Source organism: Clostridium sp. AM22-11AC, assembly GCF_003473545.1.
Taxonomy (GTDB): Bacteria; Bacillota; Clostridia; order Lachnospirales; family Lachnospiraceae; genus Enterocloster.
The window spans coordinates 219,050-234,781 of sequence record NZ_QUCM01000002.1 but is presented as its reverse complement, the minus strand read 5'-3'; the positions used below and the strand labels follow the sequence as shown (position 1 = coordinate 234,781).

Below are 15,732 nucleotides of genomic sequence, written 5' to 3'. Positions count from 1 at the left end.
AGATTTCCCATTCTGCCAAAAGCGGATTTAAATAGTTATTTCATCAGCCTGGTGCCTGACCTGTTACTACCTTATCATTGTTTCCATTATTTGCAGAGTCCTTCTTTACTCCCGGGCCTCCATTTACGCCTGTTACTTTCTGATCATCAGAAGAGGAGTTGGAAGTACTGTTGTCAGAGGAACCTGTGGTAGAGTTTGCAGGAGTGATCTGAACGTTGTTTCCTGTGTTATTATTTCCTGTATTGCTGCCTGAAGCATTATTTCCGGAATTCTGGCTGCTCTGGTCCCCTGTTGTTTCCTGACCCTGCTGGCTTAAATGTCCATCTGCGGCTGCCTGATAGGTGACGCCATTTATTTCTACTGCTCTGCCAGATACCATACGACCGTCGGAAGGATCCATATAATAACGAAGCCCGCCTACCTCGATCATTCCTGTTGCCATCCTGCCATCACTGTTAAAGTAATACCATGCACCATCTAACTGTCTCCAGCCAATTGCCATGGCACCGGAGCCTCTCAGATAATATTTTCCACCTGCATCTGTCAGCCATCCAGTCTGCATCACACCTTCGTTGTTGGAATAATACCAGGTGCCACCATCATTGATCCAGCCTTTTAACAGATCTCCGGAACTGCCAAGGTAATACCATTTGCCGTTCTGGTTCGTCCAGCCAGTAACCATTTTCCCAGAATTTTCCAGATAGTAGCGTTTGCCGCTAACTTCGATCCAGCCTGTCTGCATAGCACCGTCATTGCCAGTATAGTACCAGGTACCATTATCACTGATCCAGCCTTTCTTTACAGCACCGCTGCTTCCAAGGTAGTACCATTTTCCGTTTTCTGACTGCCAGCCAGTCTGCATTTTTCCGGTAGTAGTATCCAGATAATAACGGGCATCTGCTACTGTGATCCAGCCGGTAGATGCAAGTCCGTCTTTATCCATGTAGTACCAGTCATTTACATCCTGTGCCCATGCATTTTTCTGTTTTTCGTAATTTGCGTAATAATAACGCTTTCCGTTAATGGTGCGCCAGGTGTTTGCCGGGATCACAGAGGTAAAGTCCTTAAACTGGAAGTCAATATCCACGTTGCCATTGATACCTTTTACAGAACCGCTGCTTGTAGCCTGCCACATCACCGGATTTTGCCAGGTATATCGGGCAGAATATCTTGCCACCCATACTGGATAATTCATCTGGCTCATATCTAGTTTATTGTTCAGCCAGTTCTCATTTGCATAGATGATCGGGTAATAACCGGCTGCAGAAATCCGCTTGCAGAAAGCGTTTGCAATAGCCGCCAGCTCTGATTTTGACAGATTTCCCTGAGTAGAGTCTTCCATATCAAATGCTACCGGATAGGAGATCGGATAGTCGGTGATCAGGTTTAATACAAAATCTGCCTCCTGGACTGCCATGTCTGTGGTAGTTGCCAGAGAATAAATATAAACGCCTACTTTAACACCATTGGCAGTTGCGTTCTGGATATTCTTGTGGAAATAGGGATCTACTGCTCCCTTGGAACGGGTTCCCAGCATAACAAATGAAATATCATCCTTTGCCACCTGGCTCCAGTTGATCTCTCCCTGCCATCTGGAAACATCAATACCACGATGGAGCACATTCTGGATCGCGCTTCCATCTGACATCTGGTACGTACCGTTTACCTTTTTCCAGGCATTGGTATTTGTGGTAGTATTGTTGGATGATGTATTGGAATTGTTTGTATTGTTTGTATTATTGCTGTTATTAGTATTATTGTTACTATTTGAATTATTTGAATTTCCTGTGTTTGTTGTAGAATTGGAAGAATTAGTATTTCCCGGATCTCCAGGACCTCCTGTGGAAATCTCTGATACCCGGGATGAGTCATCCCCCGGACCTGCAGCAAAGGCTGGAAGAGAACTTCCAAGACTGGTGATCCCAATCATACCTGCCAGTGCCAGCGCCCGGCATCGTTTTATGATCTTATCTGCGTTATTCATGCCTGTTCTCCTGAAAAAGGGGATGTCTTTTTCCTGACATCCCCATTATGTAGTCTGCAATTTAAAAGTTTTCTATCAGCCTGGTCCGTCTGTGCGTCCTGCCGTTAAGGTGTCAGAACTGGATGTGGTATTGGAAGGACTGTTTGATGTATTATTTGAAGTGTTACCACCGGAAGGACCATTGTTGGAGCTGGAATTTCTTGATACACCAGGTCCGCCATTTTCACCGGTTACACCACCGGAAGCAGAAGTACTGCTGCTAGATGGTGTCTGAGCAGATACGCCGCTTGCATTCTGGCATACACCACTTCCATCAAAGTTGTAGGTAGTTCCGTTGATATCCAGGGAGGTTCCTGTTGTCATCTTTCCGCCGTTTGTCGGATTCATGTAGTAGATCTTATTATCTACCTGGATCCAGCCTGTCATCATGTGACCATTGGTATTGAAATAATACCAGGCATTATCGATCTGCTTCCAGCCTACACTCATCTTGCCATTGCTCTGATTCATATAATACTTATTGCCTTCGCTGTCAGTGAGCCAGCCTGTAAGCATACGCCCATCTGTATTCAGATAATAGTAGTCGGTGTCAACTTTTGCCCAGCCGGTCATCATCTTTCCGTCTGTTCCAAACAGATACCAGTTGTCCTTGATCTGTGCCCAGGAATTAACTACACATTTGCCGCTGCTCTGGAAGTAGTACCAGGCACCGTCCATCTGACGCCAGCCGGTTCCCATAGATCCGTCACCACGCATAAAGTAATAATCGTTTCCGATCTTTAACCAGCCGGTAACCATGGTACCGTCACCTAAGAAGTAGTACCATTTGCCATATTCCGGATTGATCCAGCGGCTTTGAGCCATCAGACCGTTTGGACGGAAGAAGTACCATTTTCCATCGATCTGTTTAAATCCGGTAGTCATATGTCCATCGGAAAGGTCCATATAATATTTGCCATCACTGGTTTCCAGCCAACCTGTATAGGTCTTGCCCTGGTAGATGTAGGTCCAATGGTCATTTGACTTGGTCCATCCATCTGCGGCGTATGAATTAAACGCAGATCCCAACGCCATAGCGCCGATCATACCAGCTGCTGCAAGGGCTGCGAAATATTTTTTACGTCCCATTTTCTCCTCCTGTTCTGTTGTATCGTCTCTTTTTCATTGATCGCACAATTATTTTTCACTTTTAATTAAGTATAGCACAAATGAACTTTCCATGATTAACATTTTTATTACAATTTTCTGAAACCTGTTTTGAAATGCATTTGTGTATGTTCCCATATCATGGGGCGTTTCTAAAAGAACTGTGGTAACTCCTTCATCAGCTTCTTATAGTACCGCTTCGCATACCGGTACATAATAATGGTGTACTCTCCAAACTCATCTCCCAGACTTGCCTTGTATACAGCCCACAGGCACCAGAGGAAGCCCCCTAAGGCTGCGTCTGCATAGGTGATGAACCGCTCTTTGTCATCTGGTCTGCGCTGTAAATACAGTTCCAGTAATTTTTCGGTCTGCTCTTCCTCATAATAGGAATAAATCGCACACATGGATACGTCCATTAACGGGTCGCACATGCCTGCGTACTCCCAGTCAAGAAGTTTTGCACTGTGATCCGGGAAAATTAAAAAGTTATCCACATTTGCGTCAATATGGCATAAACATTGTGGAAGATCCATTTTATCTAAGGCATCTAACAACTGATTTACCCATTCACGAACCTGACTGTAGTCTTCAAAAGGAATGCCGCCATGTTCCAGGCAAAGTTTCTCGTAAAAGCTGATCCGCTCCCTGATATTAAAGCTGTGGCCTACTTTTAAACCTGCTTCATGAAGCTTTCGCACCATATCCATACAGGTCTTCATATCGTCCCAGTTGTCTGCGCTGGCATTGTGGGTATTTTCATAGTATTCAGAGATCTTATAACCGGTCTTCGGGTTCAGATACAACACATGTTCTGTAATGCCCAGAGGACGGACGGCATCATAAACTTCTTTTTCCTGCTCTCTGTTAATAAGAAGCTCTGTGCCAGGTCCGGGGATACGGCAGATACAGTGATGATCTCCGGTGCGGAACAGGAAGGATTTATTGGTCATGCCGGATTTTAAGCATTTGATGTCTGTGATCTGAAACTCCGGCACATGGAATACCTCTGCTACCAGCTCCATGGCCGCATTATCGGAGTGGTTCTGATAATGGGTATCAAAGAGGCGCAGCTCTTCCAGATTTTCAAATTCGTATACCTGGTTATCCGGCTGGCGGTTGATATTCATCTCGATCTCGTTCCATTTGGACGCAGGTATGCCGCAGGCTTCTTCTGTCTGTTTCAACAGCTCCTTGTCCTCTTTTTCCAGACGGCGTTTTGCCTCTCCCTTTAACATGTCCACATAAGGCTGCTCCCAGTAAAACTGCTCTGTTCCGGGGATCTGATAATAAGCCTCTAATACAGGAAGGAATTTAGCGGAAAACTCCCTGGAAAGATATACGGGACCGTACATAAACCACGCATCTTTTCCGCCTACATTTACATCGCTGATACGGCCCTTTTTATTAAAGGTAAGGCACCATTCCTTGGTCTCTCCTTCTTCGTGGGCTGCGCTGTACCAGGCACCGCACTCATAGGAATGGTACATATTTTCCCGCATCCAGTTATCTGATGAAAGAATGTATACGTTCCGGCCTTTTAAGAACTTTCTGGCTCTGTATACAGTAGCCAGCGTGTTTTTGCAGGAGTATTCCGGATTGTATAATAATTTCACATCGTATTTATCGATCAGGTATTCAAATTTTTCTTTTAAATAGCCTACTGCAATGGTAATGTCGTGGATCCCCACTTCATGGAGCTGTTTGATCTGACGCTCGATCATGCGCTCTCCAAAGACCTCTAAAAGACCCTTTGGAGTCTCGAAGGTAAGAGGCACAAAACGGGAACCGAAACCGGCTGCAATGATCAGCGCCCCATCTACTTTATAAGGCTTTAACAGTTCTTTTCCCTTTTCCAGAAGGATGAGATATTTTTCTTTCCCATTTTCTTCCTCTGCAATATATCCCTCTGCCAGACATTCCTTCACCAGCCCATTGACTGTACCCAGGGATATGTCCATGTTTTTCGCCATTTCCCGCTGTGTAATATCCGGTTTTTCCAGTATATTTCTGCATACCAGCGCCTGTCGGTTCATATGATCTTTAACTCCTTTTCCTGCTTATGCTTATGTTTATATTTATGTTCATTTTTATTATTTTTCAAAAATATATGAACATTATAGCACACTGGGTTTAAAATGCAAGTTAAACAATGCCACTCATACCGCGAAAAAAACACCCTTCCGGGATACGTTATATATCACCAGAAGGGCATTTTATTTATGTAATTGCGTCCAATACTCAGGTTCACCGCACTCTCGCGCTTATCTGCCTGCTGACGCAGGCGGAACCTTCTATTTTATAAGATTTATTAAACCTCAAAGATCAGATCGCCGTAGCTCGGCATTGGCCATAAGTCTTTGTCTACCAGCATTTCCAGTTTGTCTACCGGGGTTCTTAATGCTGCCATTGCAGGAACGACTTCCTCATGGTAAGCAACTGCCTGGTCCTTGCCGCCATCCATTGCTGCGCTCTTTTCAGTAATTTCGGTCAGTTTTGCAAGAGCCAGTTTGGTTTCTGCCAGAAGATCAGAGGTTTCTAACAGAAGCTCTGTCTGGGTGCTTACATCTGCTTCAGGGCAAGCACTCTTTACTGCGGAGATGGAAGCTGCAAGAGCAGTTGTGTATTTGATAACAGCCGGGATGATCTGCTTTCCAGCCATATCGATCATGGTCTTTGCTTCGATATTGATAGCCTTTGCATAGCCTTCATACTCAACTTCTACTCTGGACTCCAGCTCGGTCTTTGTAAATACGCCGAATTCTTCAAACAGCTTTACAGCCTTGTCTGTGATCAGTGCCGGAATAGCATCTACCATAGACTTGATGTTTGGAAGTCCTCTTCTCTCAGCTTCTGCTACCCACTCATCGGAATAACCATTTCCATTGAATACAACTCTCTTGTGAGCTGCCAGGGTTTCCTTGATCATGTCATGTACAGCCATATCAAAGTTATCTGCCTTCTCCAGCTTGTCAGCTGCTTCCTTGAAGGCTTCAGCGATAATGGTATTTAATACTGTATTTGCAGATGCAATAGAGTCGGAAGAACCTACCATACGGAACTCGAACTTGTTTCCTGTAAATGCAAATGGGGAGGTTCTGTTTCTGTCGGTTGCGTCTTTATCAAAGTCAGGAAGGATATCAACACCTGTTTTTAAGGTTCCGCCCTGCTTGGAGTGAGTTGCCTCACCAGTATCACAAAGCTGATCGATAACATCTTCCAGCTGCTCGCCTAAGAAGATGGAGATGATTGCTGGCGGTGCCTCGTTTGCTCCCAGTCTGTGATCATTTCCTACATTGGAAGCAGATTCTCTTAACAGGTCTGCGTGGATATCTACTGCCTTGATGATGCATGCCAGAACTAACAGGAACTGGATGTTCTCATGAGGTGTATCTCCCGGGTTCATCAGGTTGGTACCGTCATCTGCTGTCAGGGACCAGTTGTTATGTTTACCGGAACCATTGACACCTGCAAATGGCTTCTCGTGAAGAAGGCATGCCAACCCGTGGCGCTCTGCCACTTTCTTCATGGTCTCCATAACGATCTGGTTATGGTCTACAGACTGATTTACACCTTCATAGATCGGTGCCAGCTCATGCTGTGCAGGAGCTACTTCGTTATGCTGTGTTTTTGCAGGAACACCTAATTTCCAAAGTTCCTTATTTAAGTCGTTCATGTAGGAACCGATACGCTCACGGATAACACCGAAGTAATGGTCATCCATTTCCTGTCCCTTTGGAGGCATTGCCCCGAAAAGAGTACGGCCGGTGTAGATCAGGTCTTTACGCTGTAAATATTTTGCGCGGTCTACAATGAAATACTCCTGCTCAGGTCCTACAGAAGGAACTACGCGCTTTGCAGTGGTATTTCCGAAAAGACGAAGGATACGCAGTGCCTGCTCGTTTACTGCCTGCATAGAACGAAGAAGTGGTGTCTTCTTATCCAGTGCCTCGCCCTTATAGGAGCAGAAAGAAGTAGGAATGCAAAGGGTAACACCGATAGCATCTTCTTTTAAGAAGGCTGGGGAAGTACAATCCCATACTGTATAACCTCTTGCCTCGAAAGTTGCTCTTAAACCACCGGATGGGAAGGAAGATGCATCAGGCTCGCCCTTGATCAGTTCCTTTCCGGAGAATTCCATGATCACTTTTCCGTCTACCGGTGCTGAAATAAAGGAGTCATGTTTCTCAGCAGTTACTCCGGTCAATGGCTGGAACCAGTGGGTAAAATGGGTTGCACCATGTTCAATGGCCCAATCCTTCATGGCATGTGCCACAACGTCTGCAATACTTGGATCCAACTCAGCGCCATCTTCGATGGTCTTTTTCAGTTTTTTGTACACACTCTTTGGCAGGCGGTCTTTCATGACTGCGTCATTAAATACGTCCTTGCCAAACATCTCTGAAACACTTACTACTTCGCTCATAGATTCTCCATCCTCTCTTGCATCATTTTTTTATGATTTCCATAAATCCTCATTCGAGATGCTTTTCTTCAGCTATTTGCAGCACATCCCTTACTATCTTTACCTGAAAACCTAATTTTTTTAAGTTTAAAGCATCAGGTAGTAAAAAAGGCGCTCTCCTGATATAGAGAACGCCTTCGTTCTTTCTTAAAATAAACCATTTCTTTTAAAATTGCAAGTGGTTTTTTAAAAAAAGATTTTGTATTGTACTAACTTATTTTGTGATACCTGTTTTATTTTCAGGCTTTGCCAACGGAGCCAAACAGTTCCATTTTTTCTTTTACAGTAGCCTTGATAGCTTCTGCGCCTGGTGCTAACAGTTTTCTTGGGTCAAAGCCCTTGCCCTGTAAGTCTTTTCCTGCTTCGATGTACTCTCTGGTTGCTGCTGCAAAGGACAGCTGGCACTCAGTATTTACATTGATCTTAGCAACGCCAAGGCTGATAGCTTTTTTGATCATGTCAGCCGGGATTCCGGTACCGCCGTGAAGAACTAATGGCATATCGCCAACTTCTTTCTTAACATTTTCCAGAACTTCAAAGTTTAATCCCTGCCAGTTAGCCGGATATTTTCCATGGATGTTGCCGATACCTGCTGCCAGGAAATCGATACCCAGGTCTGCGATTGCCTTGCACTCCTTAGGATCTGCGCACTCACCCATACCTACTACGCCGTCTTCTTCGCCGCCAATGGAGCCAACCTCAGCCTCTAAGGACAGACCCATAGCATGTGCGATCTTTACCAGTTCCTTGGTCTTTTCGATGTTTTCTTCGATCGGATAATGGGAACCGTCAAACATAATGGAGGAAAATCCTGCTTTGATACACTTATAGCAGCCCTCATAAGTACCATGATCCAGATGCAGTGCAACAGGAACGGTGATATTCAGTTCATCGATCATAGCGGATACCATAGCTGCTACGGTCTTGAAACCGGTCATGTATTTTCCTGCGCCCTCAGATACACCCAGGATAACAGGGGAATTTAATTCCTGTGCTGTTAAAAGGATGGATTTGGTCCACTCAAGGTTGTTGATATTAAACTGTCCTACTGCGTATTTGCCTGCTCTGGCTTTTTCAAGCATTTCTTTTGCTGATACTAACATTTTTATTCCTCCTTGAACATACTGCAATTTTTGCACTGTGTCCCGGATTTTCCGGACACCTGTCTTTGTTAAATATATAACTTTGTTATATTCTTAACGTACTAATTCATTATACTCTATCTTGTCCTAAAATGGAAGCTGTTTTAAGCGATTCCAAGGATATTCTTTACAGTTTCACCCATTTTATCCACATCGCATTCTGTATTGTGGCGGATCACTGCGCTACGCAGTTCTTCTACTGCCTTTGGAACCGGTGTGCCGGATACTTCAGACAGCTCATCTACTACTGCGAATTCATCCTTTCCTTCTACTGCAGACTTACCTTTAATGGCCTCTAAAACGCTGTGGGAGAACTTGTATGGGCTTGCGGTAGATGCGATCACAGTCTTGGTCTGATCCCCTGTTTCTGCCTTATATGCATTGTAAACGGTAGCTGCAACACCTGTATGGGTATCGATCAGGTATCCTGTATCTTCAAAGATCTTGCTGATAGTTGCCTCATTCTGTGCCTCTGTAGCAAAACCGCCTCTGAAATCGGACATGAACTGGCGCATGCTCTCAGTTACTGTATAGCTTCCCTTTTCAGAAAGATCTTTCATTAAAGCTGCATCTGCTGCTGCATCGCAGCCTGTGCTTAAATAGATCAGTCGCTCTAAGTTGCTGGAGATCAGAATATCCATGGAAGGGGAATTAGTTAAGATAAATTCTCTCTTTCTGTCATAGGTTCCTGTTGTAAAGAAGTCATAAAGGACTTTGTTGTCATTGGAAGCGCAGATCAGGGTCTTGATCGGCACACCCATATGCTTTGCAAAGTAGGCTGCAAGGATGTTTCCAAAGTTTCCGGTTGGAACTACAACGTTGATCTCCTCGCCATTTTCGATCTGCTCATTTTCCAGAAGTTTTGCGTATGCGTATACATAATAAACTACCTGTGGAACCAGACGTCCGATGTTAATAGAGTTTGCGGAAGAGAACTGGAAGCCAGCCTCTGCCATTTCCTTTTCAAGTTCTTTGTTACCGAACAGCTTCTTTACGCCGGTCTGCGCATCATCAAAGTTTCCGTGGATAGCAACTACGCTGGTATTGTCACCTTTCTGGGTGCGCATCTGCAGCTCCTGGACCTTGCTGACACCGCCCTTTGGATAAAATACGATAATGCGTGTTCCAGGAACATCAGCAAAACCTGCCATAGCTGCTTTTCCGGTATCGCCGGAGGTAGCAGTTAAGATCACGATCTCCTTGTCTGCATGGTTCTTCTTTGCAGCTGTAGTCATAAGATGAGGAAGGATGGAAAGAGCCATGTCCTTGAAAGCAATGGTGCTTCCATGATAAAGCTCCAGGAAATAAGCGCCGTCTGCTTTTGCTAAAGGTGCGATCTCCTCTGTGTCAAACTTGTCATCGTATGCATTTGCGATACAGGACTTTAATTCTTCCTCTGTATAGTCTGTCAGAAAAAGCTTCATCACTTCATAGGCTGTTTCCTGATAGGTCATTCCCGCAAGCTGCTCTAAGGTCTTGTCCAGCTTTGGGATCTCTGTAGGCATGAAAAGACCGCCGTCTTCTGCCAGACCCTTTAAAATGGCCTGTGATGCTGTAACGCCTTTCTGTCCGCCTCTGGTACTTTCGTAGGATAATGCCATGATCTTTCTCCCTCTCTTACTTTACTTTGATAAATTTTTTAATAACAAAATAAACATTGCACAGTTATTATTTATTCTGGTATTTAGTTTGGAAAAAGTGTAACATATTTCAATGCGTGCCGCAATATAAAAAAAGTTTTTTGTACTTGACATTTGATTTTTACCTGCTTATAATGCAAAACATAAAATTTGAACTGACACTTAAGAAAAAAAGGCGACGGTGCTGAAAGACAATTGCTCTCTCTGCGCTGTGGCCTTTTTCTTATTCCTGGCTTTTATTTTCAAGATTTTATTTTTAAGAAAGGCTGCACGTTCCGGCACACAGGATGGCAGACGGTGAGAAATATGGCTGATATGGTAAAAGTAGAACATCTTAAAAAGAATTTCGGTGATCTGGAGGTTTTAAAGGATATTAACCTGACGGTAGCTGAAGGAGAAAAGCTGGTCATCATCGGGCCCTCCGGTTCCGGTAAGTCCACCTTTATCCGCTGCATCAATCACCTGGAAGAGCCTACATCCGGCACTATTTCCATTGCAGGAACGCCTGTAACAAAAAAGAACCGCCTGGAAATGGCAAAAAAATATTCTTCCATGGTATTCCAGCAGTTCAACCTGTATCCACACCTGACCGTTCTGGAAAACCTGACACTGGCTCCTGTAAAACTTCAGCATGTGCCTAAGGACAAAGCCCGTGAAACTGCTTTAAAATGTCTGGACAGAGTTGGTTTAAAAGCAAAAGCCGGAAATTATCCTGCCCAGCTTTCCGGCGGACAGCAGCAGCGTGTGGCCATTGCAAGAGCCTTATGTACCAACCAGCCTCTGATCCTTTTTGATGAACCTACCTCAGCACTGGACCCGGAAATGGTCCAGGAAGTTTTAAATGTTATGATCGAGCTTGCACACGAAAATATCACCATGATCTGTGTGACCCATGAAATGGGCTTTGCAAGGCAGGTGGCTGACCGGGTAATATTTATGGACGGCGGCTATATTATAGAAGAGGGAACTCCGGAGCATTTCTTTACAGCACCGGAGCATGACCGTACAAAAGCATTTTTAAGTAAGATACTACATTAGTTATTTGTTATTATATTAACTGTTTATTTCTTCTCTCTGAGAAGGATTAAATATAGTAGTAATTTATTGTAGATAAGAGGAGGACACTGATTATGAAAAAAAGAGTATTATCTATGGCAATGGCAACTGTAATGGCAGCTTCTTTAACTGCATGCGGATCCGGTTCTACAGCAACTACTGCTGCACCGACAGAAACAAACGCAGATACTTCTGCAGCTGCCTCCGAAGCCGCATCCGAAGCAGCAGGTTCTTCTGATGCTGATGTACAAAAGATCATCGACCGCGGCGTATTAAAGGTAGGCTGCAAATCCGATGTTCCTAATTTTTCTCTCCAGAATACTGCAACCGGTGAATATGAAGGTTTTGAAGATGATCTGGCATATGAAATCGCCGGTGATATCTTTGGATGCTCCGCTGATGAGGCAAAAGAAAAGAAGCTGGTAGAATTCCAGGGTGTTACAGCAAAGACCAGAGGACCTCTTCTGGAAAACGGTGAGATCGACCTGGTTATCGCAACCTTTACGATTACAGAGGAAAGAAAAGAGACCTACAACTTCTCCACACCTTACTACACAGATGCTGTAGGACTTTTAGTTAATAATGATTCCGGCATTGAGTCTATTGAAGACCTGAATGGAAAGATTATCGGTGTTGCACAGTCTTCTACCACAAAGGACGGTTTTAACTCTTATATAGAAGAACAGGGACTGGATGTAAAACCTCAGTTCCAGGAATTTGACGGCTATCCTGCTTTAGCACAGGCTCTTGCAACCAAGCAGATCGACTGCTTCTCTGTAGACCGTGCGATCCTTTCCGGTTATGTAAATGATTCTAACCACATTCTTCCAGACCGTTTCTGTGAGCAGGAATATGGCGTTGCTTCCGCAAAGGAAAATACAGGACTTGCAGACCTGGTTGATAAGAAAGTAACCTCCATGCTTTCTGATGGATCTATGAAAGCCCTTCAGGATCAGTGGGGACTGCAGTAAAATGCGCTTTGCATAAAATGTACTCCGGTACATTAAATATAAGTCAGAAAAGCAGAGGATGACAGATATGATAAAAGGTCTTTTTGATGGAAAACGCTGGGCCGCTTTGTGGAAAGCCGTTCCAGACTATTATGTACCCGGTTTTATAATGACCCTGAAGATTTCCGCAGCAGGTCTTCTGACCGCTCTTATTCTGGGAGTGATCTTTGGAACCTTTTCCACAATGAAATTTAAGCCTGCAAAGATCCTGTCACGTATCTATGTTGAATTTATCCAGAATACGCCTCTGGCTCTTCAGGTACTGTTTTACTACTCTGTATTACCTTTACTTTTTTCCAACTCCGGTTTCCGTATTCCTAAATTTGTTCTTGGTGTGATCGGTGTAGGTGTTTATCACGGAGCTTACATATCAGAAGTAATACGTACCGGTATTGAAGCCATTCCCAGGGGGCAGTCAGAAGCGGCTGCCTCCCAGGGCTTCTCTTATCTGGAAACCATGTATTATATCATACTCCCCCAGACGATCCGGATCATCATGCCGCCTCTGGCCAACCAGGCGTTAAACCTGGTGAAAAACACCTCTATTCTTGCTATGGTGGCAGGTATGGATCTGATGTATTTTACCGATTCATGGGGTTCTGAACGAAACTTCTTCGCACAGGCTTATTTTACCAGCGCGCTTTTATATTTTATCATCTGTTTTCCGCTGGCACGACTTGCCAGATATCTGGAGATCCGTTCCATGCGTATGCCGGCGCCTAAAAAAATACTGTTTGAGGAGGAAGGCACATGCTGACATTATTTCACCAGATTTTTACACCTGCCAATACAGGTTTTATGTTAAAGGGACTGGGAATGACCATTGTCATTGCTGTATTAGCCATACTGATCAGTATGTTTTTCGGAACGATCCTGGCTTTGATCCGCACCTATGCTTCCGGCCGTTTTAAATGGGCTGCCAGCCTGGTAGCCGTATATACGGAATTTTTCCGATGCACCCCAAACCTGCTGTGGATCTTATGGATCTATTTTACAGTAAAGGGAAATAAGATCGCTGTTTCTGTTTTTGCCATCTCCTTATTTACTTCTGCTGTTATGGCTGAAATTGTCCGCGGCGGTTTAAACTCCATTTCCAAAGGTCAGTTTGAAGCAGCCCAGTCACAGGGCTTTAGCTTTATCCAGACATTGTGGTATATCATTCTGCCTCAGACTTACCGCAAGATCATCCCGGCTCTTTTAAGCCAGGTGATCACAGTGATCAAAGATACTTCTTTCCTGAAAATGGTAGATGTGGCAGAGTTCATGCGCAACTGTGCGGTTGTTATGGGCAGTATCTATGACGTACATGGAATGATCATGCTGATCGGTTTTGAAGCTCTCTGCTACTTTGTGATCTGCTTTGCACTTAGCTGTATTGTACGCAGTTACCAGAAAACCATCGTTACGGCTTAAGGAGGCCAGATGCTATGAGTAAATACACCATTACCATTACAAGGGAATTTGGAAGTCTGGGCCGTCCCATCGCCCATGCCCTTTCCCAGAAACTGGGAATTGAATATTATGACAGGGATATTGTAGATGAAGTGGCAAAACAGTTAAACCTCCCGGTATCCCAGATCAGTGATGCGGAAGAAAGCTCCCACAATCATTTCTTTTCCCACATGTTTCCCCTTGGTACAGACAAGGAATACATACAGGATATGATCTTTGATGTCCAGAAGGATATTATCCTGGATCTGGCAAGAAAGTCCAGTTGTATCATTGTTGGCCGCTGCTCTGATTTTCTCCTTCAGAATGAGGAAAATGTAGTGAACATTTTTATCTACGCGCCTTATAAAGCAAGGCTGGAAAACTGTATCCACAGTCTGGAAATGAGTGAAGATGAAGCCAAACGGATGATCATGAAAGTAGATAAAGCCCGGCTGGCTTATCACAAAAAGTATGCGGGATATACACCTTATGATCCCCTGCATAAACACCTTATGATCGATTCTTCTTTATTGGGGATCGAAGGAACTGCCGATATGATCGCAGAACTGATAAAAAGGAAGTTTAAAGATCTGGTCTGAAAGATATGGCACACCAAAGCTGCAATAATGATACAATTTATAAAAGCTTTTGTAAAATGAGGAATGCCTTTTTTGCAAAAGCTTTTTTTGTGTTTTCTTTTGTGTTATACTCCATGGCAAATGAATGATGACAGCACCATAAATGCAAATGCTTGCGAGGTATAGATATGACATACGATAATATAGTAACCGGAACCTTTTTAAAACGTCCTAACCGCTTTATCGCCTATGTGGAGGTAAAGGGGGATGTTAAGACCTGCCATGTAAAAAATACCGGCCGCTGCCAGGAGCTTTTAGTACCTGGATGTACCGTGGTTCTGGAATTTCATCCCAAGGCAAAGGAAATGAAGCGGAAAACGGAATATGACCTGATTGCTGTTTATAAAGGGAATCTGCTGATCAATATGGACTCCCAGGCGCCTAATCAGGCTGCTTTAGAGTGGATACGTGAGAAGGAGGCAAAAGGGCTTTCTTTAGAAAATGTTGGAATTCCAACGAATATACGAAGGGAAGTCACTCATGGTGAGTCCCGGTTTGACCTGGCTTTTGAATTAAAGGATGAGGTAACTGGTAAAACAGTTCCTGCTTTTATGGAAGTAAAGGGAGTAACTCTGGAAAAAGAGGGAAATGTATTCTTTCCGGATGCACCTACGATCCGGGGCGTGAAACATTTAAACGGGCTGATACAGGCAAAAAAGGATGGCTTTGAGACCTTTCTTCTCCTTGTGATCCAGATGAAAGGGATCCGGAAATTTTATCCTAATGATGAGACACATAAGGCTTTCGGGGATGCCCTGCGGGCAGCAGCTGCAGCCGGGGTACATATTTTAGCATATGATTGTATTGTGACGGAAAATTCTATGGATATGGATGAAAAAGTGGAAGTTGGATTACTGTATGATAATGATACAAGAACACATTGTGAATTGTAATCCAGCATCATATAGCCAACCATAACACGCATATATTTAAAAGAGTGGGAATATTGGACGTGAAACTGTGGTAGAACCTTTATCCGGCCTGGTCGAAGGTGAAATGGCTGAGGTAGTATGGATCATCTCAGAGGCAGATGTAAGAGAAATGCTTGGCCGAAGCGGATTTCTGTACGGAGAGGTCCTGACCTGTCTGTTAAAAAATCCGGCCCGGCAGCTGTGTATATACAGAATACGCAGGCGGGTGGTGGCTATACGGGAGGAATATACAAAAGAAATACTTGTACGGCGGATGCTATGAAAATAGACGACTGTGAAACCACAATC

Annotated in this window: 13 protein-coding genes; 7 read left to right on the top strand and 6 right to left on the bottom strand. The window is 44.1% G+C overall.

From position 1 onward, the window contains the following. Nucleotides 1–43: 43 nt before the first annotated feature. From DW251_RS03775 to thrC, 6 genes are all read right to left on the bottom strand, one after another. On the bottom strand, nt 44–1,984 hold the full coding sequence (locus DW251_RS03775; protein WP_021870314.1) for a GH25 family lysozyme: 1,941 nt from the start codon (nt 1,982–1,984) through the stop codon (nt 44–46). A 75-nt stretch (nt 1,985–2,059) separates the two neighbouring features. After that, nucleotides 2,060–3,112, bottom strand: coding sequence for an N-acetylmuramoyl-L-alanine amidase family protein (locus DW251_RS03770; RefSeq protein ID WP_118300272.1), 1,053 nt, complete (start codon nt 3,110–3,112; stop codon nt 2,060–2,062). A 170-nt stretch (nt 3,113–3,282) separates the two neighbouring features. Then, nucleotides 3,283–5,166: a phosphotransferase gene (locus tag DW251_RS03765; protein WP_118300271.1), complete on the bottom strand. Its 1,884-nt coding sequence runs from the start codon at nt 5,164–5,166 to the stop codon at nt 3,283–3,285. Nucleotides 5,167–5,441: 275 nt separating this feature from the next. Further along, nucleotides 5,442–7,556 (bottom strand): glutamine synthetase III, encoded by a 2,115-nt coding sequence (locus DW251_RS03760; RefSeq protein ID WP_021870316.1) that lies wholly within the window; start codon nt 7,554–7,556, stop codon nt 5,442–5,444. Nucleotides 7,557–7,834: 278 nt separating this feature from the next. Beyond that, the gene (fba, locus tag DW251_RS03755) at nt 7,835–8,698 is read right to left on the bottom strand and encodes a class II fructose-1,6-bisphosphate aldolase (protein ID WP_118300270.1); all 864 of its coding nucleotides are present in this window, start codon (nt 8,696–8,698) and stop codon (nt 7,835–7,837) included. Nucleotides 8,699–8,841: 143 nt separating this feature from the next. After that, a complete protein-coding gene (gene thrC, locus DW251_RS03750; RefSeq protein ID WP_118300269.1) occupies nt 8,842–10,338 on the bottom strand; it encodes a threonine synthase in 1,497 nt (498 codons plus the stop codon). 354 nt (nt 10,339–10,692) lie between these two features. Here thrC and DW251_RS03745 point away from each other — a divergent pair, with 354 nt between their 5' ends. The 7 genes from DW251_RS03745 to DW251_RS03715 all read left to right on the top strand — a co-directional run bounded on the left by DW251_RS03745 (nt 10,693) and on the right by DW251_RS03715 (nt 15,706). Then, nucleotides 10,693–11,415 carry an amino acid ABC transporter ATP-binding protein gene (locus DW251_RS03745; RefSeq protein ID WP_182433573.1) on the top strand — a complete coding sequence of 241 codons (723 nt, stop codon included), beginning with the start codon at nt 10,693–10,695 and terminating at the stop codon, nt 11,413–11,415. A 92-nt stretch (nt 11,416–11,507) separates the two neighbouring features. Beyond that, nucleotides 11,508–12,404, top strand: a complete 897-nt coding sequence (locus tag DW251_RS03740; RefSeq protein WP_118300268.1) for a transporter substrate-binding domain-containing protein — start codon at nt 11,508–11,510, stop codon at nt 12,402–12,404. A gap of 67 nt (nt 12,405–12,471) precedes the next feature. Continuing rightward, nucleotides 12,472–13,200, top strand: a complete 729-nt coding sequence (locus tag DW251_RS03735; protein ID WP_021870321.1) for an amino acid ABC transporter permease — start codon at nt 12,472–12,474, stop codon at nt 13,198–13,200. Then, the gene (locus DW251_RS03730; protein ID WP_021870322.1) at nt 13,194–13,856 is read left to right on the top strand and encodes an amino acid ABC transporter permease; all 663 of its coding nucleotides are present in this window, start codon (nt 13,194–13,196) and stop codon (nt 13,854–13,856) included. Before DW251_RS03735 ends, DW251_RS03730 begins: the two co-directional genes overlap by 7 nt. 14 nt (nt 13,857–13,870) lie before the next feature. Next, a complete protein-coding gene (locus DW251_RS03725; RefSeq protein ID WP_118300267.1) occupies nt 13,871–14,473 on the top strand; it encodes a cytidylate kinase-like family protein in 603 nt (200 codons plus the stop codon). 167 nt (nt 14,474–14,640) lie between these two features. Continuing rightward, nucleotides 14,641–15,405, top strand: a complete 765-nt coding sequence (sfsA, locus tag DW251_RS03720; protein WP_021870324.1) for a DNA/RNA nuclease SfsA — start codon at nt 14,641–14,643, stop codon at nt 15,403–15,405. A 67-nt stretch (nt 15,406–15,472) separates the two neighbouring features. Next, a complete protein-coding gene (locus DW251_RS03715; protein ID WP_021870325.1) occupies nt 15,473–15,706 on the top strand; it encodes a FeoA domain-containing protein in 234 nt (77 codons plus the stop codon). The last annotated feature ends 26 nt before the right edge of the window (nt 15,707–15,732 follow it).